At 64.5% G+C, this 25,952-nt stretch carries 21 protein-coding genes; 7 read left to right on the plus strand and 14 right to left on the minus strand.

Annotated features, from left to right (window positions below):
• Positions 1-123 precede the first annotated feature (123 nt).
• The 9 genes from EAV90_RS16995 to pqqA form a co-directional block, all read right to left on the minus strand.
• Positions 124-1,971: a 2-oxoacid:acceptor oxidoreductase subunit alpha gene (locus tag EAV90_RS16995; protein WP_164936975.1), complete on the minus strand. Its 1,848-nt coding sequence runs from the start codon at positions 1,969-1,971 to the stop codon at positions 124-126.
• The gene (locus EAV90_RS17000; protein ID WP_129144085.1) at positions 1,941-3,740 is read right to left on the minus strand and encodes an FAD-dependent oxidoreductase; all 1,800 of its coding nucleotides are present in this window, start codon (positions 3,738-3,740) and stop codon (positions 1,941-1,943) included. Before EAV90_RS17000 ends, EAV90_RS16995 begins: the two co-directional genes overlap by 31 nt.
• Before the next feature lie 238 nt (positions 3,741-3,978).
• Entirely contained in the window at positions 3,979-4,656 is a 678-nt protein-coding gene (locus EAV90_RS17005; protein WP_129144086.1) for a DUF4286 family protein, read from the minus strand.
• A 109-nt stretch (positions 4,657-4,765) separates the two neighbouring features.
• On the minus strand, positions 4,766-5,752 hold the full coding sequence (pip, locus tag EAV90_RS17010) for a prolyl aminopeptidase (RefSeq protein WP_129144087.1): 987 nt from the start codon (positions 5,750-5,752) through the stop codon (positions 4,766-4,768).
• Entirely contained in the window at positions 5,742-6,935 is a 1,194-nt protein-coding gene (gene pqqE, locus EAV90_RS17015; RefSeq protein WP_122401865.1) for a pyrroloquinoline quinone biosynthesis protein PqqE, read from the minus strand. Before pqqE ends, pip begins: the two co-directional genes overlap by 11 nt.
• Complete coding sequence (gene pqqD / locus EAV90_RS17020) at positions 6,932-7,243, minus strand: pyrroloquinoline quinone biosynthesis peptide chaperone PqqD (RefSeq protein ID WP_129144088.1); 312 nt, start codon at positions 7,241-7,243, stop codon at positions 6,932-6,934. The genes pqqE and pqqD overlap by 4 nt, the downstream gene beginning before the upstream one ends.
• Before the next feature lie 12 nt (positions 7,244-7,255).
• The gene (gene pqqC, locus EAV90_RS17025) at positions 7,256-8,011 is read right to left on the minus strand and encodes a pyrroloquinoline-quinone synthase PqqC (protein WP_407194429.1); all 756 of its coding nucleotides are present in this window, start codon (positions 8,009-8,011) and stop codon (positions 7,256-7,258) included.
• 20 nt (positions 8,012-8,031) lie between these two features.
• Positions 8,032-8,961, minus strand: coding sequence for a pyrroloquinoline quinone biosynthesis protein PqqB (pqqB, locus tag EAV90_RS17030; protein WP_129144090.1), 930 nt, complete (start codon positions 8,959-8,961; stop codon positions 8,032-8,034).
• 132 nt (positions 8,962-9,093) lie between these two features.
• A complete protein-coding gene (gene pqqA / locus EAV90_RS17035) occupies positions 9,094-9,174 on the minus strand; it encodes a pyrroloquinoline quinone precursor peptide PqqA (RefSeq protein WP_007595659.1) in 81 nt (26 codons plus the stop codon).
• Between the two features lie 262 nt (positions 9,175-9,436).
• Between pqqA and EAV90_RS17040 the strand changes: the two genes are divergently transcribed.
• The 5 genes from EAV90_RS17040 (at position 9,437) to tarD (ending at position 13,380) form a co-directional block, all read left to right on the plus strand.
• On the plus strand, positions 9,437-9,694 hold the full coding sequence (locus tag EAV90_RS17040; RefSeq protein WP_122401869.1) for a DUF6894 family protein: 258 nt from the start codon (positions 9,437-9,439) through the stop codon (positions 9,692-9,694).
• Between the two features lie 211 nt (positions 9,695-9,905).
• On the plus strand, positions 9,906-11,306 hold the full coding sequence (locus tag EAV90_RS17045) for an amidase family protein (protein ID WP_129144091.1): 1,401 nt from the start codon (positions 9,906-9,908) through the stop codon (positions 11,304-11,306).
• A 2-nt stretch (positions 11,307-11,308) separates the two neighbouring features.
• Entirely contained in the window at positions 11,309-11,785 is a 477-nt protein-coding gene (locus tag EAV90_RS17050; protein ID WP_122401871.1) for a glutathione peroxidase, read from the plus strand.
• 11 nt (positions 11,786-11,796) lie between these two features.
• Positions 11,797-12,039, plus strand: a complete 243-nt coding sequence (locus tag EAV90_RS17055; protein ID WP_035730878.1) for a DUF3297 family protein — start codon at positions 11,797-11,799, stop codon at positions 12,037-12,039.
• Between the two features lie 171 nt (positions 12,040-12,210).
• Positions 12,211-13,380, plus strand: coding sequence for a D(-)-tartrate dehydratase (gene tarD / locus EAV90_RS17060; protein ID WP_129144092.1), 1,170 nt, complete (start codon positions 12,211-12,213; stop codon positions 13,378-13,380).
• A gap of 142 nt (positions 13,381-13,522) precedes the next feature.
• On the opposite strand, the gene EAV90_RS17065 is transcribed toward tarD, so the two are convergent.
• From EAV90_RS17065 to EAV90_RS17075, 3 genes are all read right to left on the minus strand, one after another.
• Positions 13,523-14,662, minus strand: a complete 1,140-nt coding sequence (locus EAV90_RS17065; protein WP_129144093.1) for a DUF418 domain-containing protein — start codon at positions 14,660-14,662, stop codon at positions 13,523-13,525.
• A gap of 176 nt (positions 14,663-14,838) precedes the next feature.
• Positions 14,839-16,191: a malonyl-CoA decarboxylase gene (locus tag EAV90_RS17070; protein ID WP_122401874.1), complete on the minus strand. Its 1,353-nt coding sequence runs from the start codon at positions 16,189-16,191 to the stop codon at positions 14,839-14,841.
• A gap of 331 nt (positions 16,192-16,522) precedes the next feature.
• A complete protein-coding gene (locus EAV90_RS17075) occupies positions 16,523-17,323 on the minus strand; it encodes an AraC family transcriptional regulator (protein WP_162500162.1) in 801 nt (266 codons plus the stop codon).
• 63 nt (positions 17,324-17,386) lie between these two features.
• Here EAV90_RS17075 and EAV90_RS17080 point away from each other — a divergent pair, with 63 nt between their 5' ends.
• Complete coding sequence (locus EAV90_RS17080; protein ID WP_122401876.1) at positions 17,387-18,559, plus strand: MFS transporter; 1,173 nt, start codon at positions 17,387-17,389, stop codon at positions 18,557-18,559.
• A 431-nt stretch (positions 18,560-18,990) separates the two neighbouring features.
• On the plus strand, positions 18,991-21,246 hold the full coding sequence (locus tag EAV90_RS17085) for a cation:proton antiporter domain-containing protein (RefSeq protein ID WP_129144094.1): 2,256 nt from the start codon (positions 18,991-18,993) through the stop codon (positions 21,244-21,246).
• 227 nt (positions 21,247-21,473) lie between these two features.
• On the opposite strand, the gene EAV90_RS17090 is transcribed toward EAV90_RS17085, so the two are convergent.
• Together EAV90_RS17090 and EAV90_RS17095 are read right to left on the minus strand one after the other, a co-directional pair.
• Positions 21,474-24,623, minus strand: coding sequence for an efflux RND transporter permease subunit (locus EAV90_RS17090; RefSeq protein ID WP_122401878.1), 3,150 nt, complete (start codon positions 24,621-24,623; stop codon positions 21,474-21,476).
• A 12-nt stretch (positions 24,624-24,635) separates the two neighbouring features.
• Positions 24,636-25,829: an efflux RND transporter periplasmic adaptor subunit gene (locus tag EAV90_RS17095; protein ID WP_129144095.1), complete on the minus strand. Its 1,194-nt coding sequence runs from the start codon at positions 25,827-25,829 to the stop codon at positions 24,636-24,638.
• Positions 25,830-25,952 lie beyond the last annotated feature (123 nt).

Raw genomic sequence — 25,952 nt, forward strand, 5'->3', positions numbered from 1 at the left:
CCTGAAATTTCCGCGGCGTCATGGCCGGGCTTGTCCCGGCCATCCACCTCTTGGCCAGGAGAAAGAAAGGCGTGGATGCCCGGCTCAAGCCCGGGCATGACGGACGAGAGCGCAAGGTGTTGTTCATGACACGGCCTTGCGGAGCGGGGTCACCTTGAGGTGATCCTGGTGGTCGCCAATGGTTTTCGCGATGAAGCGGGCGGTGATCGGCGTGCCGTCGTAATGCACGATCGGCACGAGCCGGACGGGATCGATGCCGTTCTCATTGACGATCAGCTGCCGCAGCTGGCTGTCGCGGTTCTGCTCGACCACGTAGACGAAGTCGTGCTCGGCGAGGAAGCTCGCCACGCTCGAATGGAACGGGAAGGCGCGGATGCGCAGGCGGTCCAGCTGATGCCCGCGCGCCTCCAAAAGTCCGATCGCCTCATCCATCGCCGGGGAGGTCGAGCCGAAATAGATCACGCCGTATTTCGTCGGCCGTTCCGCATTGGCCTGCAGCGGCCGCGGCACCAGGTCCTGCGCGGTCTCGAACTTGCGCACCAGGCGCTGCATGTTGTCGGCGTAGACCGTGCCTTCCTCGGAATAGCGCGCATAGCGATCACGCGAGGTGCCGCGCGTGAAATAGGAGCCCTTGGTCGGGTGCGTGCCGGGATAGGTGCGGTAGGGAATGCCGTCACCGTCGACGTCGAGATAGCGGCCGAAGTCGCGGCCCTCCTCCAGCATCTCCGCGGTCATGATCTTGCCGCGGTCATATTGCCGGGCATCGTCCCACTTCAACGGGCGGCAGAGCCGGTGGTTCATGCCGATGTCGAGGTCGAGCATCAGGAAGATGGTGGTCTGCAGCCGGTCGGCGAGATCGAACGCGGCGGCCGCGAACTCGAACGCTTCGGCCGGATCTTCCGGGAACAGCAGCACATGCTTGGTGTCGCCATGGGAAGCATAGGCGCAGGCGATGATGTCGCATTGCTGGGTGCGCGTCGGCATGCCCGTGGAGGGGCCGGCACGCTGGATATTCATGATCACCGCCGGAATCTCGGCGAAGTAGGAGAGGCCGATGAACTCCGTCATCAGCGAGATGCCGGGGCCTGAGGTCGCGGTGAAGGCGCGGGCGCCGTTCCAGGAGGCGCCGATGACGATGCCGATCGAGGCCAGCTCGTCCTCGCCCTGCACGATCGCGTATTTCGCCTTGCCGGTTTCCGGATCGTGCCGGTACTTCTTGCAATGGGCGGTGAAGGCCTCCGCCACCGACGAGGACGGCGTGATCGGATACCACGCGCACACCGTGGCGCCGCCATAGACGGCGCCGAGCGCGGCGGCGCTGTTGCCCTCGATGAAGATGCGGTCGCCGACCTTGTCGGACTTCTTTACCCGCAGCCCGATCGGACATTTCAAATTCTGCAGCGCCCAGTCGCGGCCGAGATGCAGCGCATGGACGTTGGAGGAGAGCAGCTTCTCCTTGCCCTTGTACTGCTCGCCGATCAGCTGCTCGATCAGCTTCGGGTCCATGTCGAGCAGCGCACTGAGCGCGCCCAAATAGATGATGTTCTTGAACAGCTGGCGCTGGCGCGGATCAGTGTAGGTCGAGTTGGTGATGGCGGTGAGTGGCACGCCGATCACGGTGATGTCGTCGCGGAACTTGGTCGACGGCATCGGCTTGGTGGAATCGTAGAACAGGTAACCGCCGGGCTCGATGCCGGCGACGTCCTTGTCCCAGGTCTGCGGGTTCATCGCCACCATCATGTCGACGCCGCCGCGGGCGCCGAGATGACCGGCCTCCGTCACCCGTACCTCGTACCAGGTCGGCAGGCCCTGGATGTTGGAGGGGAAGATGTTGCGCGGGCTCACGGGGACGCCATGGCGCAGGATCGCGCGCGCGAACATCTCGTTGGCGCTGGCCGACCCCGAGCCGTTGACGTTGGCGAAGCGGACGACGAAGTCGTTTACGCTGCTGATCGGCTTTTTGTCGGGCATGTCGAACCTGCGTGAGTCATCTCGATGAAATACTTCTGCATGTCCCAGGCTCCGGTGGGACAACGCTCGGCGCAAAGCCCGCAATGCAGGCAGACATCCTCGTCCTTCACCATCACGCGCCCGGTCTTGAGGTCGCTGGATACGTAGAGGTCCTGATCCGGATGCAGTGAGGGCGCCTTCAGGCGCTGGCGCAAATCGCTTTCCTCGCCGTTACCCGTGAAGGTGATGCAATCCATCGGGCAGATGTCGGCGCAGGCGTCGCACTCGATGCAGAGCGAGGTCGAGAACACGGTCTGCACGTCGCAGTTCAGGCAGCGATGCGCTTCGCCCAGCGCAAGCTTGACGTCATAGCCGAGCTCGACCTCGGCGCGGATGTCCTTCAGCGCAACGACCTTGTCGCGATGCGGCACCTTGAAGCGCTTGTCGATCGAGATGTCGTTGTCATAGCTCCATTCGTGGATGCCCATCTTCTGTGAGGAGATTTGCACCTCCGGGAGCGGACGCTCACCGATGTCCTCGCCTGACAGCATCTTGTGGATCGACAGCGCGGCGTCATGGCCGTGCGCGACCGCCCAGATGATGTTCTTCGGACCGAACGCGGCATCGCCGCCGAAGAACACTTTCGGATTGGTCGATGCAAAGGTCTTGGGATCGACCTTCGGCATGTGCCATTTGTCGAACTCGATGCCGCAATCCTGCTCGATCCAAGGGAAGGCGTTCTCCTGGCCGACCGCGACCAGCACATCGTCGCATGCGAAGGTCTGGTCCGGCTCGCCCGAGGGAACGAGGTTGCGGCGGCCCTTGGCGTCGTACTCGGCCTTCACCTTCTGGAACGTGACGCCGGTGAGCTTGCCGTTCTCGTGCACGAAGGCGACGGGGACCAGGAAATTGAGGATCGGAATGTCCTCATGGATCGCATCCTCCTTTTCCCAGGGCGAGGCCTTCATCTCCTCGAAGCCGGAGCGCACGATCACCTTGACGTCCTCGCCGCCGAGACGGCGCGCGGTGCGGCAGCAATCCATTGCGGTGTTGCCGCCGCCGAGCACGATCACGCGCTTGCCGATCTTGTCGACATGGCCGAACGAGACCGAGGCCAGCCATTCGATGCCGATATGAATGTTGCTTGCTGCCTCTTTCCGGCCGGGAATGTCGAGCTCGCGGCCGCGCGGCGCGCCGGAGCCGACGAAGATCGCGTCGTACTTCTCTGCAAGCAGCGACCTCATGCTGTCGATGCGGTGGCCGCCCTTGAAGTCGACGCCGAGAGCCAGGATGTAGCCGGTCTCCTCGTCGATCACGGAGTTGGGCAGGCGGAATTTCGGGATCTGCGTCCGCATCATGCCGCCGGCTTCCGGATCGGCATCGAACACGGTGCAGTGATAGCCGAGCGGCGCGAGATCGCGCGCCACCGTCAGCGAGGCAGGGCCGCCGCCAACGAGCGCGACACGCTTGCCGTTCGTCGGCACGGGCTTCGGCAGGCGCTGCCTGATGTCGTCCTTGAAGTCGGCGGCGACGCGCTTGAGGCGGCAGATCGCCACCGGATTCTCCTCGACGCGTCCGCGGCGGCACGCCGGCTCGCAGGGACGATCGCAGGTGCGTCCCAGAATTCCGGGAAACACGTTCGATTTCCAATTGATCATGTAGGCATCGCTGTAGCGGCCTTGTGCGATCAGTCGGATGTATTCGGGAACCGGGGTGTGCGCAGGACAGGCCCACTGGCAATCGACCACTTTGTGAAAGTAGTCGGGGGCCGCGATATCGGTCGGTTTCATTCCTACCCTGTCCGCCCAGGCTCAAAGGACCCGGCGGCCTCTTCTTGAGCTTGGCGAACGCTTAACGCGCGTCGATCTGGTTTCTGAATGACGTCATTAGGTTAGCTTATTAGAACCACTCCGAAGTACAACGGCAAATTTGCGCGCTTCCGCTCTTTCATGGGAGCCAAGCGCGCACAGCATCAATGGCCGCACGCAATGTGCGTGCGGTGCAACATGCTGCGATGGGGATGCGGGTTCAGCTGCGTGCGATATCGCTCTTCGCGAGGTCCCACATCAGGCAATAGGTGCCGACGGAGATCGGAAGCGGGAAGGGCGCCGCAGCCGGACCGGTGAAGCGCTCGGCGATGACGGCGGAGACCGCGCCGACATGCGTGCCGTCGATCAGCACGAACCAGTCGCGCGCGCCCTCGTTGCGCGCCGCCGGTATTTCCGCCGTTGCACCCGACAATTCCGGTTCGCTTTCGAGCAGATGCATCGAGATGATGCCGTCGCGCTCGTCCGGCGTCAGTCTGTCTTGCAGTGCATCACGCCAGGACGCTGCATTGTCGGGCGTCGGCCGCAGCCGTACAACGCCGAGCGCAGCGCCGCGTCCGGTGCCCTTGCTGATCGTGATGCGTGCGACGACCCGGAGCATGTCCTTGAAGCGCGCCATGGTCTGCCGCGACCAGTCGGTCGGGTTCGCGAGCCGCGCCTTGTAGGCGGGACTGTCGAGCACGTCGAGCCTCGCGGTCGAGTACAGGCACAGATATTTGGGATTGGCGGCATGCGCGACATAGCGCCGCGCTTCGAGGAATCCGTCGATCGCGACACGCTCTTCCAGATGCTCGCGATCATACCAGCGGTTGAAATCGATCTCATCGGCGGCGTCAATATTCATCGACGTCAGCAGCATGCCTTTCCCGGCGAGCGGCATTGTTCTTGTCCTTCCATGCTAGCCCCTCATGGTGAGGAGCGCGTCTCTCGGCCTTCATCCTTCGAGACGCGCGCGAAGGGCGCGCTCCTCAGGATGAGGGGCTAGATCCTTATCGCGGAATCTTCGAAGCAAGGTCGGCGATCGACTTCATGACGGCATCCCTCACGCCGCCATCATAAAGCGAATGTCCGGCCTCTTCCACGATGCGAAGCTCGGAACCGGACCAGACTTTCGCAAGGGCCTGGGACGTCGCGGGAGGACACAACAGATCATAGCGCCCCTGCACGATAATGCCGGGAATGCCTTCGAGCCGGCCCGCGTTTCGCAGCAGCTGGTTTTCGCTCATGAAGCTGTCGTTGACGAAATAATGCGCCTCCATGAACGGCGTCGCCGGCAGCGTCCGCCACACGTTCAGCGAGGCCAGGTCCAGCCGTGTCTTTGCGGGCTTGTGCTCCGAGAGCGTGCGCTCGGTGTCGTGCCAGGCCTTCGCCGCCGGGCCGTGCACGGCCGGATCGGCATCGAGGATGCGGCGCCAATAGGCCTCCACCGGCCGGTCGCGTTCTTCCCGAGGCAGCGCGCTGAGGAAATCCTCGTACAACGCGGGATGGAATTGCGACAGGCGCGAGGTGAAGGCCGTCTCGACCTCGGCCCGCGTGCCGAGAAACGTCGCGCGCAGCGCGATGCCCGACACGCGCTCGGGGTGCGCTTCGGCATAAGCCAGTGCCAGCGTCGCACCCCAGGAGCCGCCGACCACGATCCAGCGCTCGAATCCGAACTTTTCGCGGATCTTCTCCATGTCCGAGATCAGGTGCGCGGTGGTGTTGTGCGCGCGCGATCCCTTGGGACGGCTGCGGCCGCAGCCGCGCTGGTCGAACAGCACGGCGCAGAAGCGATCGGGATCGAACAGCCGGCGATGGTCGGGCTGGCAGCCGCTGCCGGGCCCGCCATGCAGATAGACCGCAGGGATTCCGTCCGCGCGCCCGATGCTCTCGATATAGAGCTCATGGCCGTCGCCGACGTCGAGCATGTCCGCGGTCAGCGGCGCAAAAGGATCGGCGCGCCTGATCGAGCTGGCTGCGTCGGCGTCAGGCGTCATTCTCGGATTCCAGCGTGCCGCCGGCGAAATTGCGATACAGGAAGCGGTTGGTCTCGCCCTCGGCCTCGCGCTCGGCCTGCTTGAAGATGGTCTCGTGCAACGGCGACAGCGCGCAGGCCGGGTCGGTGTTGGCGGCATCGCCCGTCAGCGCAAAGGCCTGGCAGCGGCAGCCGCCGAAATCGATCTCGCGGAATTCGCAAGACTTGCACGGCTCCTTCATCCAGCCGGTGCCGCGATAGCGGTTGAAGGCCTCCGAGTTCTGCCAGATCCAGGCGATTGAATGGTTGGAACGCACCGATTCGAACTCGAGCCCGGTGATGCTCTCGGCGGCGTGGCAGGGCAGCACCTTGCCGGCGGGCGAGATGTTGAAGAACTGCCGGCCCCAGCCGCCCATGCATTTCTTCGGCCGTAGCGCGTAATAATCGGGCACGACGTAGTCGATGGTCAGCCGGCCCTTCAGCCGCTCGCGCGCCTCCTCGACCAGGCGGGTGCATTCGTCCAGCTGCGCCACAGTCGGCATCAAGGCAGCGCGGTTCTTCAGCGCCCAGCCGTAATATTGCACGTTGGCGACCTCGAGCCGGTCGGCGTCGAGATCGAGGGCCATCTGGATGATATCAGGGAGATGGTGCAGGTTCTGCCGGTGCATCACCGCATTCACGGTGAGCGGCAGATCGAGCTCGCGCGTCCATTTCGCCACTTCGAGCTTCTTGCGATGAGCGTTCTTGTAACCGGCGACGCGATCGGCGAGGCCTTCCTCGACACCCTGGAACGAGATCTGCACATGGCAGAGCCCGGCATCCGCCAGATCGCTCAGGCGTTCGCGCGTCAGCAGCACGGCCGAGGTGATCAGATTGGTGTAGAGGCCGGCGTCGCTCGCATGCTTGACCAGCTCGACCAGGTCCTTGCGCGCCGTCGGCTCGCCGCCGGAGAAATGCACCTGCAGCACGCCAATCTCGGCGAGCTCGCTCAACACCTTCTTCCATTCCTCGGTGGTCAGCTCCTTGCCGGAGCGGTCGAGCTCGACCGGGTTGGAGCAATAGGGGCATTGCAGCGGGCAGCGATGGGTGATCTCGAGCAATACCGCGAGCGGGATGCCAAAAGTTTCCGCCGTCGAGCGCTGCTTCTCCAGCACCGCGAGGCTGTCGCTGGTCTCTGGCGGGATGTTGCCCAGCACATCGCTCATGACGTCTTCTCCCGGGCTTCGGTGAGAAAGCCCTTGTCGGCGAGATCCTGCAGCATGGCGATGACATCGGTGAGGATCGCCTCGCGCGGCGCGGCATATTTCGCGGCCAACTGATCTGCGACGTCGCCGACGCTGCGCTCGCCGTTGCAGAGCTGCAGCACCTCGACCGCGATCTCGTCCGGCGCCAGCACCCGTTCCGGCGCCAGGATCACCCAGACCTTGCGGGTCTCGTCAAACTTCAGCTTGGCATGCCGCGGCAGCACGGGGCGGCTTGCCTCGCTGACGCTGATGTTCCGCGGCCCAGCCATCGATCCTCCTCTTCAGCTCGCTTTGGGCACGAAGGCGCCCGGCGGAATGTGGCCCTCGACATAGGCATGCTGGAGCGCATCGAGCTGCACCCACAGCACGTTGGTCTTGAAGATCAGCGCGTTGCAGACCTGCGCGCGCTGCTCCGGCGTCGTGGCGTGCGTCTTGACATAATGAAGCGCGAAATTGGCATCGCGCGGTGCCTGGGTCAGGCGGCGCTTGAAATAGCTCATGATATCAGGATTGACGAAGTCGTAATGCTCCAGCATGCCGGAGATGCGCTCTTCATGCAGGTTCGGCGCGAACAGCTCGGTGAGCGAGGAGGCGATCGCCTCCAGCGGGCTTTTTTCGCGGCAGTAGTGGACGTAGGCTTCGACCGCGAACCGCGTCGCCGGCAAAATGCCTTCGGTGGATTCGACGTAGGCGGTGTCGAGGCCAAGCCCTTCGGTCAGCTTGAGCCAGCGTTCGATTCCACCCTCGCTGCCGACATCGCCGTCATGGTCTTCGATGCGGTGGCGCCATTCCACGCGCGTGGCGCGGTCGCGGAAGCGCGAGATCACCACCGCGTCCTTCATCGGGATGGTGCTCTGGTAATAGTAGCGGTTGAGCGCCCAGGCCTGCACCTGGCCCTTGTTGAGCTTGCCGCCATGCAAGAGCTTGTGGAACGGATGCAGGCTGTGATAGCGCGTCGCCCCGATATGGCGCAGCGTCGCCTCGAGCTCCTCGGCAGAGTTGAGCTTGATGTCCTTGCCGATCGAGAGCGCGGTCATTCCAGTCGATGATGCGGCATTCACAGCACGATCTCCGTTCCATCCGCGGGTATCTGCCAGCCCGCCTCCTCAGTGATCTTGCGCTCGGGCGAGTCGGGCAGCAGCGCCGGATTCGAGTTATTGATATGCAGAAACAGCTTCCTGTCGATATTGAGGTCGGCCAGCCGTGCGATGGCGCCGTCCTCGCCGGACATCGCGACATGTCCCATGCTCTTGCCGGTCTTGTGGCCGAGGCCGGCCCTGATCATCTCGTCGTCGCGCCAGACCGTGCCATCGAAGAACACCAGCGCCGCGCCGTCGATCTCGGCCTTCAGCGCGTCGGTCACCTCGGCGCAGGCCGCAATGAAGTAGAAGAACTTGCCCGCGGCCTTGTCGGTGATCTTCAGGCCCAGAGTGTCGCCGTCGCCGCTCCCGCCGCCCGGATGCATCTTGCCTTCGAGATACCAGGCCGACTTGCCCGGCACTGCGAAGGGTAGCACCTCCAGGCCGGAGCGCGCCCCATCCGGCAGCCGGGGCTCGAACGGCTCACTGACACCGATCGGCTGGCGCCGCACGTTCTTCTCATTCAGCACATTGAAGATGCTGTTGCTGGCAAGGATCGCCAGCACCTTCTCGTGCGCATACACCGTAAAGGGCGAGCCCTCGCGCATCGACAGCAGGCCGGCTACGGCATCGACTTCGCCGTTGGTCAAAATCACGCCCGCAATCGGCGTGTGACGCAGTGCGCCCGCCTTGGGGTGCAGCTGCGGCGTGGCATTCAATTGCTGCCGCAGGTCGGGAGAGGCGTTGATCAGGAACCAGTGCTCGCCGTCACCGCTGAAGGCGACCGAGGCTTGGGTCCTTTGAAGCTCGTGGCCGTCGCTGCGGGCCGCTCGGCAACCCTCGCAGCCGCAATTCCATTGCGGAACTCCGCCGCCGGCCCCGGCGCCCAGGACGACGACGCGAAGCATGATCCGTCTCCTGGAGGCAAATTCGCGAGGTGGATCTCAGGCCGACACAAAAGCTGTCTTCCGGACATCATCGTGACCGAAAGAAGTCGGGCCGAAAGATCCACCTGCGCAGAACGCGATCTCACCAACCGCTTACTTGCGGGTGGCGCTCACATACATGTTGATTTCCATGCCGCAGGGCACTTCGACGATCTTCGGGGCTTTCCAGGCCATTTCGGCTCTCCATCTTGCGAATTCGGGACGTATCCGCCCGCCCGTTAAACTAATGCTGGCGGAAAAGTTCGCCAGTGAAATTTTCCCGACCTAGGTAGTAGCCAGCGGAATTGTTGCACTGCAAAGTGAGCGCATTGCGGCCGTAAAGATGAACGAATGCCGTCCGCAAAATCGCCGATAGGTCGTGATCCCTGTCGGGATAAACGAGTTGTGAGTATGCAACGGCTTCTGTTCGGCTCCAGGCGACCCCATTGGATCAGGCATGCCCAGATATTTCTTCAACACCCGTATCGGCGACGAATTGATCGTGGATCCCGACGGCGAGGACCTGCGTAACCCCGATCGCGCCTGGGAGGTCGCGCGCCAGATGATCCTTGAGGTCGTGAAGTCGGAAGGCACCCAACGGGCCTTGCTGGACGCGGTGATCGAGGTGACCGATACCGACGGCGAGATCGTGCTGGAGTTTCCCTTCACCGAGGCCCTGCTGGATATGCCGGACCAGTCGGCGACGAAGCATTAGCCGGACGCGCGGTCGGGTAAGGGGCCCGCCGCTCTCTCCACCGTGATTGCGAGCCAACGGGACCGCGCGAAGCGCGGCCCGATGACAGGCTTCGCGAAGCAATCCAGAATGAGGCACCAGCCAGCGCCAAACCTGCCCTTCACCCCCGCGAAATCCGCATGGCTTTGCCGCGTTGCCGGCGCTAAAAGACGCCGGTCATACGGAGCAAACCATGCAAGACCTCTGGCGCCTGTCGGCCGCCGACCTCGCCACCCTCGTCAAGTCCAAGAAAGTCTCTGCCAGGGAGGCCGCGCGGGCTGGCCTCGCGCGGCTCGATGCCGTCAATCCCCAGCTCAATGCCGTGATCGACCACCGGCCGGAGGACGTGCTCAAGCAGGCCGATGCCGTCGATGCGGCCATCGCGCGGGGCGAGGACCCCGGTGTGCTCGCCGGCGTGCCCGTCACCATCAAGGCCAATGTCGACCAGGAAGGCTTTGCCACCACCAACGGCCTGAAGCTCCAGCGCGACCTGATCGCGCGCGAGGACAATCCGGTGGTCGCCAATTTCCGCAAAGCCGGCGCCGTCCTGCTCGGCCGCACCAATTGTCCGGCCTTCTCCTACCGCTGGTTCACCACCAATCTGATCCATGGCGACACCAAGAACCCCCGCGACGCTTCGCTGACCCCGGGCGGCTCCTCCGGCGGAGCCGGCTCGGCGGTCGCGGCCGGCATCGGTCACATCGCCCATGGCACCGACATCGCCGGGTCGATCCGCTATCCCGCCTATGCCTGCGGTGTGCACGGATTGCGCCCGACGCTCGGCCGCATCCCCGCCTTCAACCCGGCACTGCCGGAGCGCCCGATCGGGCCGCAGATCATGGCGGTGTCAGGCCCGCTGGCGCGCACGGTCAACGATTTGCGCATCTCGCTCGAAGCAATGTCCGCCCGTGACGTCCGCGACCCCTGGTTCGTGCCGGTGCCGCTGCAAGGCCCGACACGGGAAAAGCGCGCCGCGCTCTGCCTCAATCCGGGCGGCCTTGCCACCACGCCGGAGGTGAAGGCGGCGGTGAGCGATGCCGGCAAGCGCCTCGAACGCGCCGGCTGGACCGTCGACATCATCGCGGACACGCCGCCAATGCGCGAGGCGGTCGAGTGGCAAATAAAACTCTGGCTCGGCGACGGTTATGAGGCGCAGCTGGAAATGGCCGAGCGCGAGGGCGATCCCGGCGCGCTGGCCTGTCTGCGCGGCAACCGCGCAAGGGTCACGCCGATGGACCAGGCCAATTACGCCAAGGCGCTGACCCGAAGAGCCACGCTGACGCGCGAATGGATGTTGTTCTTCGAAAGATACTCGGTGCTGCTGACGCCAGTCTCAGGCGAGTTGCCGTTCCCGGATCATCTCGACCGCAAGGACGACGAATCCTTCAAGCGCGTCTGGGAAGCGCAGCTGCCGCAGATCGCCATTCCCTTCATGGGCTTGCCGGGCCTCGTCGTCTCCACCGGACTCGTCGGCAAGGCCCCGGTCGGTGTGCACATCGTTTCCGGCCGCTATCGCGAGGATCTCTGTCTGCTGGCAGGTGAAGCGATCGAGGCCGGCGGCGTGCCGCCGTCGCCGATCGATCCCGCGGGCTAGCGATGAGCACCATCTACGACTTCAAGGCCAACTCGCTTGCCGGCGAGGAGGTGCAGATGCGCCGGTTCGAGGGGCAGGTGCTCTTGATCGTCAACACCGCGAGCAAATGCGGCTTCACGCCGCAATATCGCGGCCTCGAGGATCTCTATCGCGACCTCTCCCCGCGCGGTTTCTCGGTGCTCGGCTTTCCCTGCAACCAGTTCGGCGCGCAGGAGCCGGGGCAGGCGAGCGAGATCCAGGAGTTCTGCTCGACCCATTACGACGTCACCTTCCCGCTGTTCGAGAAGATCGACGTCAACGGGCCGAAGGCGCATCCTCTGTACGAGTACCTGAAACGTCAGCAATCCGGCCTGTTGGGCGCCTCCATCAAATGGAATTTCACCAAATTCCTGGTGGACCGTGAGGGCCGCGTGGTCGCCCGCTACGCGCCGACCGCACGGCCCGAAGGATTGCGGCAGCAAATCGAAACACTGTTGTGAGCGAGACAAGCATGAGCGACGAATTTCCCGACCGCCTGTCGGTCGACCCGAACAGCCCGTACTACAACGCGGACATCCTGGCGCGCGACGTCGGCATCCGCTTCAAGGGCATCGAGAAGACCAATGTCGAGGAGTATTGCATCAGCGAAGGCTGGGTCCGCGTCACCGCAGGGAACGCCAAGGACCGCTACGGCAACCCGCTGACCATCAAGGTGCACGGCCCGGTGGAGCCGTATTTCAGGGATAAGAAATAGTTTGAACTGAGCGCGCGCCGCTCTCTCCTCGTCATTGCGAGGAGCTCGCGACAAAATTGCGCAGCAATTTTGCGCGGATGCGACCAAGCAATCCAGGATCTTTCCGCGGTGACAATCCGGATTGCTTCGCTTCGCTCGCAACGACGACAACAACCACCAAAGGCCAGCCCCATGTCCGTCCGCATCACCGACGTCCGCGAGATCACAAAACCGATCTCGTCCCCGATCCGCAACGCCTATATCGACTTCACCAAGATGACGACGAGCTTAGTTGCCGTCGTCACCGACGTCGTTCGTGACGGCAAGCGCGTCGTCGGCTACGGCTTCAACTCCAACGGCCGTTACGGGCAGGGTGGCCTGATCCGCGAGCGCTTTGCCTCGCGCATTCTCGAAGCCGATCCGAAGTCGCTGCTCAATAGCGCCGGCGACAATCTCGACCCCGACAAGGTCTGGGGCGCGATGATGACCAACGAGAAGCCCGGCGGTCATGGCGAGCGCTCGGTCGCGGTCGGCACCATCGACATGGCGGTGTGGGATGCGACGGCGAAGATCGCCGGCAAGCCGCTGTTCCGCCTGCTCGCCGAACGCCACGGCGTCACCGCCAATCCGCGCGTCTTCGTCTACGCCGCCGGCGGCTACTATTATCCCGGCAAGGATCTTTCGATGCTGCGCGGCGAGATGCGCGGCTATCTCGATCGCGGCTACAACGTCGTCAAGATGAAGATCGGCGGCGCGCCGATCGACGAGGATCGTACGCGTATCGAGGCGGTGCTGAAGGAGATCGGCAACGACGCGCAACTCGCCGTCGACGCCAACGGCCGCTTCGATCTGGAAACGGGAATCGCCTACGCAAAAATGCTGCGCGACTATCCCCTGTTCTGGTACGAGGAGGCCGGCGATCCCCTCGACTACGCGCTGCAGGCGGCGCTCGCCGAATTCTATCCGGCTCCCATGGCGACAGGCGAAAACTTGTTCAGCCACCAGGACGCCCGCAACCTGATCCGCTACGGCGGCATGCGCCCCGATCGCGACTGGCTGCAATTCGACTGCGCGCTGTCCTACGGCCTGTGCGAATACCAGCGCACGCTCGAGGTGCTGAAGACCTACGGCTGGTCCCCCAGCCGCTGCATACCGCACGGCGGCCACCAGATGTCACTCAACATCGCCGCCGGCCTCGGCTTAGGCGGCAACGAAAGCTACCCCGACCTGTTTCAGCCCTACGGCGGCTTCCCGGACGGCGTCCGCGTCGAGAACGGCCACATCACCATGCCCGAGCTTGCAGGCATCGGCTTCGAAGGCAAGTCCGATCTCTACAAGGAAATGAAGGCGCTGGCGGAGTAGCCCGACTGTGGCGACACACACGTCATTGCGAGCGAAGCGATCCAGAATCTCACCGCGGAGGCAAGTCTGGATTGCTTCGCTGCGCTCGCAATGACGGCGGAGAGAGCCGTGACGTTCTCGTATGTCTCCGCCTGCGGCGGCTTCATCGCTCTTTCCCCGCCTCCACCGCCGCCATCGGCTGTCGCGCCCCATACATCAACGACCGCCACAGCCATTCGAGCGGGCCGTAGCGATAGCGACGCAGCCACCAGACGCTGAACAGCGCCTGTGCGGCGTAGACGGCAATGCCGATGGCGAGAGCCTCGGCGACGCCAAGCCGGCCGAACAGGCCGAGGCCGTAGCCGTAAAAGATCCAACCGAAGATGAGGGACTCCGCTATGTAGTTGGTGAAGGCCATCCGTCCCAGCGGCGCGGCCCAGCCGAGCAGCTTCTTGCCGCGATCGAAATGGGCGATGCCGAGGATGGCGGCGCCATAGCCCAGCGCCAACAGGGTGGCGCCGAGCGGCTCGATGCCGCGATAAAGCAGGCCCGCGCCGAGAGCGAGCGCGGGAAGCCCGATGACGAACAGGGCGCGGGTGTTTTGCACGATGCCGCTCCGCCAGGCCAGTATTCCCAGAAGAAATAGCCCGATCGTACGCAGAAAGACGAATGCGTGGAGCGAAGCGATCAGGGGAATTTCGCGCAGCCGAAACGCCAGCACATCGAGAAAGCCGCCCGTCGCATAGATGCGATTGGCGTCCATGGCATCGCGCCAGATCATAGTCCGGCTGGGAAACAATCCAGCCGGCGGAAAAGCCTGCATCGCCAGATACAGCCCCAGAGATGTCACTGCGGCGAAAGCGAGCAGCCAGCGCGGGCCAAACAGCAATGGTAGCACGATGAATCCGGCTAGCGCATATTCGGCGAGGATATCGCCATTCCAGATCAGGCAAAGGTGGATAATGCCGAACACCAGCAGCACGGCAAGCCGGCGCAGGAGCAAAACGGTGCGACGTTTGCTGGCGGCGAGCCGGTCGAATTGAATGGCAAGACCTGCGCCGAACAGCAGCGAAAACAGCGCGAATGCCTTGAGCTCGATAGCCTGTGTCAGGATCGTTTCGATGGTCTGGTCGATGGGCGAAGCGAGTGTCTTGGGGCCGAGAAACTGCTCGAAGATCGAAATGCGAAATTCCATCACGAGATTGATCGCCATGACGCCGAACAGGGCGATGCCCCTGAGCACGTCGATGGCATCGATCCGCTCTACGGACGGTGTCGGAGCTGCGGGGCTATATGGCGTCATGCAAGTCTCGGCTAATTCGGCCTTGCTGCCGCAGCTGCGCCCGGCCAGGCTCGGTGCAGGCGAGGTGCCGCCACGTTCTTTGTCATTGCGAGCGAAGCGAAGCAATCCAGAGTCTGTCCGCGAAGGCAGTCTGGATTGCTTCGCTGTGCTCGCAACGACGCTGTGACGCGGCCTCTTTACGACAGCCGCATGTCCAGCAGCCTTCGTCCCTCGCCCTTCAGCAGCTTCTTCACCGCACTGGACGCCACCACCTCGCCGTCGTTCGCATAGGCCTCGTGGTTCTTCTCGATGTCGTCGAGGCGGTAGAGATAGTTGACCATCACGCCGGCGGACTCCCGCACGCCCTTGGGCGAGAGGTCGCCCATCCAGTTGATGCGCTCGAGCCGGGCACCGTTGCCGAGATGGAAGCGGGCGACGGAATCGATCAGCCGGCCCTTCGGCGTGCGCGCCCTCAGGAAATAGTAGGCGGCGAGCGGCTCCAGCACGCCGCGAAGCAGTGCCGCCGTCTCGGGGCTTTCGAACCATTTGGGATCATCGAGACGCTTCAGCGCCTCGCGGTCCTCGTCCGCCAGCGGCAGCTCCTTGTCCTGCTTCACCCAGGCCATGAAGCCGGGCACCGGCGACAGCGTCACGAAGGTGTCGAGCTTCGGCAATTCGCGGCGCAGCTCCTCCACCACCTGCTTGATCAGGAAGCTGCCGAAGGAGATGCCGCCCAGGCCGCGCTGGGTGTTGGAGATCGAATAGAACACGGCGGTGCGCGCCTTCTCGATGGGAAGGTGCTGGCGGTCGACCGCGAGCAGCGGCGCGATCGCGCCCGGGATCGTCTCTGTCAGCGCCACCTCGACGAAGATCAGGGGCTCGTCCACCATTGCGGGATGGAAGAAGGCGTAGCAGCGGCGGTCGACCGGGTCGATACGGCGGCGCAGATCGTCCCAGTCGGAGATCTCATGCACGGCTTCGTAACGGATGATCTTTTCGAGGATGTTGGCCGGGGTCGACCAGTCGATCCTGCGCAGCACGAGAAACCCCCTGTTGAACCACGAAGAGAGAAGATGCGAGACGTCGCGGTCGAGCGCGGCGAGATCGGTGTGCCCGTTCATCATGCCGAGCAGATCGGCGCGCATCTTGACGAGATCGCCGGTGCCACCCGGCGCGCGGTTGAGGCGGCGGATCAGTTCCTGCCGCCGCGGCTCGGAGGCGAAGTGCAGGGCACTGGCATCCTCGTCGCTCGGCTTGGCGCGCCATTGTTCGATCGCCTTGGAAAGTCGTTCCCGGTCGGGGCCGAAAAAGCGCACCAATCCTTCGAAAAAGGCGCGGCGTCCCGCCGCATCCAGCTCCTGATAGAGATCGAGCACCTCGCGCGCCATGGCGGTGCCGGAGGCTTCGCCCCGGCCGGACAGCAGCGCGCCGCAAAGCTCGAGCAGTCCATCGGCATCTCGTTTGGTGTCCGAGGCGTCGCCGCGGCGAAGCAGCGTGCGGCCGCGCTCGGAGATGGTGGCGAGCAGGTCGGAGAAGAAGGCGTTGGCCATCTGGGCTTTCGATTCAGGTTTGTGCGTTGCGGAAGCTTACATGGGATTTGGGCAGAAGCCGATCACAATCAAGGAGGGGGATGCGGCATCTTTAGTTGGAGTGTGCGTTTGGCGAATGACGGCATGTTCAGGCCAGCGGGATTTGGAGAACGCGGCGGCCATCTCACCCGCCGTCATCGCAAGCGCAGCGAAGCAATTCAGACTGCCTCCGAGGAGGGATTCCGGATTGCGTCGTCGCATCCGCGCAAAATTGCTGCGCAATTTTGTCGCGAGCTCCTCGCAATGACGGGGGAGAGAGTTACGCAAGGCGCTCGCAATGACGAGATTGGGGCTACCCCTTCCCCGCAAACTCCGTCGGCGTCCGCCCCGTCACCTGGCGGAACGCCGCCGAGAACGCCGGCACGCTCGCATAGCCAAGCTGCGTGGCGAGCTGTTTCACCGAGACATTTGCATCCGTCGACAGCCGCTGGATCGCAGCCGCAATCCGCGCGCGCTGGCACCAGCTCTTGAAGCTGAGCTGCGTCTCGGTCGAGAACAGCCGCGACAGCGTCCGCACGGAGGTTCCGACCGCGCGCGCCAAGGTGTCGATGTCGTGCAGGCCGGTGGGATCGTCGAGCACGATCATCGCGGCGCGGCGGCAGCGCACTTCGCGCGGCAGCGGTACGAACGTCGTGGAATCCTCGGCCTGGTGCAATTCCAGCATCACCAGGCGCACCAGCAGTTCGGTGCGCTCCTCGGTGTTGCCTGCATCGAACAACGCGAGGATCGCCTGATTGAGCAGCGGTGACACCCGCACCACGAATTCCCTGGTCAGGCCGTCATAGCGCTGCTGGCGCTTCAGCCAGGACAGGTCGAAATACAGCGTGCGCATCTCGATGTCGGCGAGCAGGTCGATGGCGTGCTCGAGCCCGGCCGGCACCCAGACCGCCCGGTCCGGCGGCACCAGCCAGCGTCCCCCGGGCGTCGTCACCTGCATGGTGCCCCTGGTCGCATAGATCAGCTGCGCCTCGCGGTGCAGGTGCGGCTCGATCCGCATCCCCTTGGGATAATCGCGGGCGACCAGGTGCACGCCCGCGGGCGAGCGGTGGTTGCTCCGGACCTCGCGGAGGATTGGCGTTTCCAAGACAGTCATTGGCAGCATCCCGTCATTCGCAAGACATATACCTCATTTTCGGAGCAGGAGAGGATTCGGGAAATGAACAGCCCCAGCCGGGTCATCAGTTTCGTCAATGCAGGCCATTTCATCGACCATTATTCGATGCTGATCTTCGCCGCCGCCGTCATCATCATGGGCCCGGCGCTCGGCATGGCCTATTCGGAACTCCTGCCTTACGCGACGCCGGGCTTCGTTGCCTTCGGGGCGGGCTCGCTGCTCACCGGCTGGCTCGGGGATCGCTGGAGCCGCCGTCACATGATGCTGATCTTCTTCATCGGCATCGGCGCCTCCATGATCGCGGTCGGCTTCGTGCAGACTCCCGTGCAGCTCGGCGCCGCGCTGCTCGCCATCGGCATCTTCGCCTCGATCTATCATCCCGTCGGCACTGCCATGATCGTGTCCTATGCCGACCGGCTCGGTCGCGAGATGGGCATCAACGGCGTCTGGGGCAATCTCGGCGTCGCCTCGTCGGCCCTGGTCACCGGCGTGATCGGCCAGTATCTCGGCTGGCGCTTTGCGTTCATCGTTCCCGGCGTGGTCACGATCCTGATCGGCATCGGCTTCGCGATGAGCGTCGTGCATGAGGACCGCAAGGGCTCGAAGCAGGCGGCGGCCCAGGCGCGGGTGGCAAAACAGGACATGTGGCGCGTGGTGCTGTCGCTGCTGATCGTGGTGATCGCGATCTCCACGACCTTCAACGCCGTCACAGTCGCGCTGCCAAAGCTGTTCGCCGAGCGGCTCGCTGATCTCACCAAAAGCCCGGCGCTGCTCGGGGTCATCGCCGCCTGCGTCTACGTGTTCGGCGCGATGACGCAATATACGATCGGCCGGCTGCTCGACCGCTACTCGCTGAAGACGGTGGCGCTGCCGCTGTCCTTCATGCTGGCGCCGTTCCTGTATCTGGCCGCGAGCCTGAACAATCTGCCGCTGATCGTGGTCTCGATCGGCATCGTCATGGGCGCGTTCGGCCAGGTCACGGTGAACGATGCCATGGTCGGCAAGTACACCACCGAGGAGTGGCGCTCGCGCGCCTATGCCGTGCGCTATTTCGTCGGCTTCACCGCGGCCGGCGCCTCCGTCGGCCTGGTCGCCTGGCTCTACGAGCAGGGCGGGTTCGTCACCATGCTGCACGCCTTCGCCGCCCTCTGCCTGCTCGCGATCGCCGCCGCGCTGATTCTGCCGCGCGAGATCAGGACGCCGCAGCCGGCGTGAGAGGCTCTCGTGTCCCGGACAAGCTGCAACGCGTTGGCGTTGCTGCGTAGAGCCGGGACCCAGAAAAAAATTACAGGCGAGTGTCTCGGCGGCATGGGCCCCGCCTCAGCAGCGCACCGTCGAAGAGACGCTGCGCTGCGCCCGCAATGACGGGGAATGTGGCGGGCGGCGGGACCTGCGGCGGTACTTCCCCCGCTGCCTGCCCATTATCCCATTCTGCCAGTGTTTTGCCCGACGGAGCAAGTCGTTTCGGCAAGTCCGAAATTTCGTGAGGTTTTTCAACCCCATCTCTACTGTGCATGGGGTTGTTTTCGCACTTTTTGTTTTCGCCCCCTGAACCCGCCGGTGCGGCGGAACCCGCTCTGCCTTCCGCGGGTTCTATCCCCTGTGGCCCCGACGCCCGGGATAGATCAAGGGGGAAAGATACCTGCATGCCATGGCGCCTGCTCCGAACGGTCGGCCTTGTCCCCGCGGCGCTTATCCTCACCACCATTGCAGTCGCCGCCGAACGCGGCAAATCGGCCGGACCCTCCGAGTCGCTCCTGATCCTGCAGATCGCGCTGCTGATGGCGCTCGGCCGCGGCCTCGGCGAGATCATGCAGCGGATCGGCCAGCCCTCGGTGATGGGCGAACTGCTCGCCGGCATCATCCTGGGGCCGTCGCTGTTCGGCTGGATCTGGCCGGAGGCGCAAGCCGCGATCTTCCCCAAGACGCCCGAGCAGAAGGCGATGATCGACGGCATCGCGCAAGTGGGCATTCTGCTGCTGCTCTTGCTGACCGGCATGGAGACCGATCTCAAGCTGGTCCGGAAGGTCGGCAAGGCCGCGATCGCGATCTCGATTGCCGGCATCCTGGTGCCCTTCGCCTGCGGCTTCGCACTCGGCGAGTTCCTGCCGGATGCACTGCTGCCCAATCCGCAGGAGCGCCTGGTGGCATCGTTGTTCATGGGCACGGCGCTGTCGATCTCCTCCGTGAAGATCGTCGCCGTGGTGGTGCGCGAGATGAATTTCATGCGCCGCAATGTCGGGCAGATCATCGTCGCGACCGCCGTCATCGATGACACCATCGGCTGGATCATCATCGCCGTCATCTTCAGCCTGGCCTCGCACGGCACGCTCGACATCGCCTCGGTGGCCAAAGCCGTGCTGGGGACGCTCGCCTTCCTCGCCATCAGCTTCACGATCGGCCGCCGCCTGGTGTTCCAGCTGATCCGCTGGGCCAACGACAACCTGGTCAGCGCCGCGCCTGTCATCACGGTGATCCTGGTGCTGATGGGCGTCATGGCGCTGATCACGCACCTGATCGGCGTCCACACCGTGCTCGGGGCCTTCGTCGCCGGCATTCTCGTCGGCGAGTCGCCGATCCTGACGCGGCAGATCGACGAGCGCCTGCGCGGCCTGATCTCGAGCTTCTTCATGCCGGTGTTCTTCGGCCTGGCCGGGCTCAGCGCCGACCTCCCGGTGCTGCGCGATCCCAGCCTCCTGATGCTCACCGGACTCCTGGTCGTGATCGCCAGCGTCGGCAAGTTCGGCGGTGCCTTCGTCGGCGGTACCTTGGGAGGGCTGAATGCCAGGGAGTCGCTGGCGCTCGCCAGCGGCATGAATGCGCGCGGCTCGACCGAGGTGATCATCGCAACCATCGGCCTCTCCATCGGCGTGCTCAGTCAGAACCTGTTCACGATGATCGTGACCATGGCAATCGTGACGACGATGGCGATGCCGCCGATGCTGCGCGCGGCGCTGGCCAGGCTGCCGATGAACGAGGAGGAGAAGGAGCGGCTCGAGCGGGAAGAATTCGAGAAGCGCGGCTTCATCGCCAATCTCGAGCGTCCCCTGCTGGCGGTGGACGAGAGCCCCAACGCCACCTTCGCCGCCCACGTCGCCGGCCTGATCGCCGGCATGCGCGGCCTGCCGATCACGGTGCTGCATATCGGCAAGCACGCCGAGGAGCAGGAGAAGGGCCGCCATGAGAGTCACGAAGCCGTGGTCAAGAAGGCCGCCGAAACCGTCTCCGCCAACGGCGATGGCAATGCCGGCAGCATCGACGTCGTCACCCGCACCGGGCGCGCGGAGCTCGGCGAGACCATTGCCGACGAAGCGCGCAAGGGGTTCGACCTCCTGGTCGTCGGCGTCGCCAAGGTGGCCGCCGCCAAGGACCGTTTCGATCGCAAGATCGAGGATATCGCCGCAACGTTCGACGGACCGCTCGCCATCGTGGCCGCCAAAGGCAAGCATCTGAAGCAGCCAATGCCCGATGCGCTCAACATCCTCGTTCCCGTTTCCGGCAGCGCCGTTTCCAAGCGCGGTGCGGAGATCGCGGTGGCGCTGGCCGGCTCAGGCTCGCTCCGGGTGATCTATGTGGCGACGACGCGCGACAAGGGCGCACAGCGCGGCACTTCGCGCGGGCTGAGCCAGGAGACGGGCATCCTCAAGGACACCAGCGATCTCGCGGCCCGATACGACGTCGACATCACTACCACGCTGCGGCTGAACCGGGCGCCGGAGGCCGCGATTCTGCGCGAGATCGATACCACCGACGTCGACCTCGTCGTCATGGGTGTCGACCGCATCCAGGCCGATCACCTTTCCTTCGGCGGCGTCGCCGACGCGGTGCTCAGGCAATCGAAGGTCTCGGTGCTGCTGGTGTCGAGCGGCGAGGCGCGGCAGGCGCCGCCGGAGAAGGCTTAGGCTACATCGAGTTCAGTCCGGCTGCACCTGCGCAGGAGGTGCGCTCCCTCTTGCGCTTGCGGGAGAGGTTTGGGGAGAGGGCTGTCTCCTCATTGAGACACTCCCCTTAGCGCCGATCCCTCTCCTCCGTCATTGCGAGCGCAGCGAAGCAAATCCAGACTGTCACCGCGGAAAGATTCTGGATTGGTTCGCTGCGCCCGCAATGACGATGTGGATGCCTCGGCGCCTTAAGTCTTCACCGCCACCGCCTTCGGCGCCTTCTTCGAGGCGCGCCAGTTCTCAAACCGCTGCACCACCACGAAGAAGGCCGGCACGAACAGCACCGCAAGGCAGGTCGAGGCCAGCATGCCCGAGAACACGGTGATGCCGATCGACTTGCGCGCGCTGGCGCCGGCGCCGGTCGCGAGCACCAGCGGCACGACGCCGAGGATGAAGGCGAAGGAGGTCATCAGGATCGGGCGGAAACGGGCACGCGCGGCTTCGATCGCGGACTCCAGGATCGGCTTGCCGTCGCGGCCGTGCAGCTCGAGGCCCACCTCGACGATCAGGATCGCGTTCTTGGCCGACAGCGCGATGAGCAGGATCAATCCGATCTGGCAATAGAGGTTGTTGTCGATCTTGAGCCCGGAGAGGATCAGCATCGGCCCGAGCAGCGACAGCGGCACCGCGAGGATCACCGAGATCGGCGCGTACCAGCTCTCATACTGGCCGGCGAGCACGAGATAGACCAGCAGCATGGCGAGGCCGAACACCCAGTAGATCTGGTTCGAGACCGCCTTCTCCTGATATGACATCGCGGTCCATTCATAGCCGGTGCCGGGCGGCAGCGTCTTGTCCGCGATCTCCTCCATCAGCTTCAGCGATTGGCCCGATGAATAGCCCTGCGCCGGCAGGCCGATCACCGTCGAGGACGGATAGAGGTTGTAGAGGCTGATCAGCGACGGACCGGTGGCCGGCGTGATCTTGGCGACGGTGCCGATCGGGATCATGTCGCCGTTGGAGTTGCGCACCTGCATGTTGGCGATGTCGCGCTCGGTGACGCGGAAGGCCGGATCGGCCTGGGTGTAGACCTGGAAGACGCGGCCGAACTTGTTGAACTGGTTGACGTAGGACGAGCCGAGATAGGTCGATAGCGCCGAGAACACCTGGTCCGTCGTGACGTGCAGCGTCTGGGTCTTGATGCGGTCGATCTCGACGTTGAACTGCGGCACCGACGAGCGGAACGAGGTCTGCACGCGCTGCAGCGCGCTCTGGCTCTGCGCGTTGCTGACCATCGCACCGGTGATGGCCTGCAGCTTGGCGAAATCGCTGTTGCCGTCGCGCAGCTCGACCTGCATCGAGAAACCGGCGGCGTTGCCGATGCCCTGGATCGGCGGCGGCGGCAGCACAATGGTGCGCGCCTCCATGATGGTTGCGAGCTTGTCGTTCAGCCCGAAGACCAGCGAGCGCAAATCCTCGCCGGGTCCTTTGCGCGCGTCCCAATCCTTCAGGATGATGTAGGCGACGCCGGCATTGGCGAGGCTGGCGCTGTTGTCGAGCGCGGAGATGCCGGCGATGGTGATGACCTGCTGGACGCCGGGCGTATCCTTGATGATCTCGCTGGCCCTGTCGAGCACGTTCTGGGTCCGCTCCAACGCTGCGCCGTCGGGCAGCTGGATCGCGGCGATCAGATAGCCCTGGTCCTCGATCGGCAGGAAGCCCGTCGGCACCCGCGACAGGCCGTAGCCGCTGGCTCCGATGACCAGCAGCGCGAACGCGACCGAGATGGTGGCGTTCTTCACCAGGAACGTGATCAGCCTGGTGTAGCCGCGCTCGACGCGGTCATAGACGGCGTTGAAGCCTCGATAGAAGAAATTGCGCTGCTCCGGCGGCACCGCCGGCCGCAGCCATAGCGCACACTGCGTCGGCTTCAAGGTCGCCGCGTTGATCGCGGAGAGCAGCGCGGTCGCCGCGATCACCAGCGCGAATTGCGAGTAGATGCGCCCGGTGAGGCCGGCAAGGAACGAGGCCGGCAGGAACACCGAGATCAGCACCAGGGTGATGCCGACTATCGGCGCGAACAGCTGGTCCATCGCCCTGATCGCGGCGTCGTGGCCGTTCATGCCCTGCTCGATGTTGTGCGCCGCGCCTTCCACCACCACGATGGCGTCGTCGACCACGATGCCGATCGCGAGCACGATCGCGAACAGCGTCGACATGTTGATGGTGAAGCCGAGCGCCGCCATCGCGGCGAAGGCGCCGATGATGGTGACGGGCACGGTCGTCGCCGGCACCAGCATCGCGCGCCAGTCCTGCAGGAACACGAGGATCACGACCAGCACCAGAAGGCCGGCTTCGATCAGCGTCATGTAGACCTCGTGCACCGAGGCTTGCACGAACTTGGTGGTGTCGAACGGCGTGTCGTATTTGATGCCTTCGGGGAAGCGCTTGGCGAGCTCGGCCATCTTCTTCTCGACGGCCTGCTCGACCTGCAGCGCGTTGGCGCCGGGCGACTGGAACACGCCGATGCCGGTGGCGGGCTGCTTGTTGAGCGAGAAGATCTGGCTGTAGGTCTGTGCGCCAAGCTCGACCCAGCCGACGTCGCGCACCCGCGTGACGTCGCCGCTGGTCCCTGTCTTGACGATGATGTTCTCGAACTGGGTGGTGTCGTCGAGCCGTCCGTTGACGTTGAGCGTGTACTGGAACGCCTGGCCCGGCGGCGTCGGCGGTGCGCCGACCTGGCCGGCGGAGACCTGCTGGCTCTGCTGCTGGATCGCGTTGATGACGTCCTGCGGTACCAGGCCCCGGGCCTGCAGTTTGCTCGGGTCGAGCCACACCCGCATCGAATACTGGCCGGCGCCGAACACCGTGACGTTGCCGACGCCGGGCAGGCGGGAGAGCTCGTCGCGGATGTTGATGGTGGCGTAGTTGCTCAAATAGAGGCTGTCATACTTCGCCTCGGGCGAGGTCAGCGTCACGAACAGCAGGATAGCGGTCGATTTCTTCTGGACGGTGACGCCCTGGTTCTGCACCGCCTGCGGCAGCTGCGCCAGCGCACTGGAGACACGGTTCTGCACCAGCACCTGTGCGAAGTTGAGGTCGGTGCCGATCTTGAAGGTCACGGTCAGCGTGTAGGTGCCGTCCGAGCCGCTGTAGGACTGCATGTACAGCATGTCCTCGACGCCGTTGACCTGCTGCTCGATCGGCAGCGCCACGGTGTCGATCACGGTCTTGGCGCTGGCGCCGGGATAGCGCGTGGTGACCTGCACCGTCGGCGGCACCACGTCGGGGTATTGCGCGATCGCAAGGTTGAACAGGGCGACGCCGCCGATCAGGATCATCAGGAGTGCGATGACGTTCGAGAGGACCGGCCGCTCGATGAAGAATTTTGAGATCATGGCTGGCGGCTCCTACTTGGTGGACGCCTGGGACTGGTCGATCTTCGTCACCTGCGGGTCGATCTTCTGCCCCGGGATCACCCGCAGCAGTCCCGCGATCACGACGCGGTCGTCCGGCTTGAGGCCGCTTTCAATCACGCGCAGGCCGTTGTCGGTCGGCCCGATCTGCACCTTGCGCTGCTCGACGACATTGTCGTTGTTGACGACGAGGAGATAGCGGCCGCCCTGGTCGCTGCCGAGCGCGGTGTCGGGGACGAGCAGGGCTTCCTTCTCCTGGGTGAAGGGTACGCGGACGCGGACGAAATAGCCGGGCAGCAGCACCCGCTTGTCGTTGGGTATGACGCCGCGCACGGCGAGCGTGCCGGTCGATGTATTGAGGGTCGGCGAGACGTAGTCGAGGTGGCCTTCATGCGGGTATCCGGTCTCGGTCTGGAGGCCCACCTGGACCGGCAACTGTCTGAGATCGGCGACCGTCAGCCCGCGGCGGGCCGCTTCGGCGCGGATGCGAAGGACGTCCTGCTCGTTGACGGTGAAGTTCACCCAGATCGGGTCCAGCGCGACGATGGTCGCGAGCTGGGTCGGGGAGGAGACGCCGACGAGCTCGCCGATCGAGACCAGGTGCGCGCTGACGATGCCGTCGAACGGCGCCGTCACCTTGGTGTAGCCGTAATTGACCTCGGCGAGCCTGGTATTGACCTGCGCCTGTTGGAGACTGGCCTGCGCGTTTTCGCGGTTCGAGGTCGAGGTGTCGAGGGTGGACTGCGAGACCGCCTGGCGCTGCACCAACTCGGTCTGCCGCTTGAAATCGGCCTCTGCCTGCTTCAGCGTGGCCTGCGCGCCGGCCTCGGCTGCCTGTGCCTGCTCGAGCTTGAGCTTGTAGGTCTCCGGCTCGATTGTGAACAGCTGGGTGCCCTGCTTGACGAAGGTGCCGTCCTGGTAGTCGATCGATTGCAGGAAGCCCTGCACGCGCGCGACCAGATCGACGCTCTTGATCGGCGCGGTGTTGCCGGTCGCCTCGACGTAGCGCGTCACTGCGCGCTGCACCGGCGTCGCGACGTCCACCTTGGGCGGCGGCGGCGCCACGAAGGTGTTCTTGTCCTCGCAGCCGGCGAGCGCGATGACCGCGGTTGCCGTTGCCAAGGCCCGCCCGACATGTTTCCGCGCTTGCCTAGGCCGTGCGGGAGATGCGAGATTCGCGCGCGTCATTCGGTGGCTCCCGGATTGCTGTCTGTCGGTGCGGCAGGCTACCAACAAATGCCCGGCCGCGGAACACCATAGCCATGGCAGTCAGAGGCCTTGCACTGCAAACGGCGGCGTGCCCTTTGGCAG

The sequence above is a fragment of the Bradyrhizobium vignae genome, from assembly GCF_004114425.1.
Lineage (GTDB): Bacteria > Pseudomonadota > Alphaproteobacteria > Rhizobiales > Xanthobacteraceae > Bradyrhizobium > Bradyrhizobium vignae.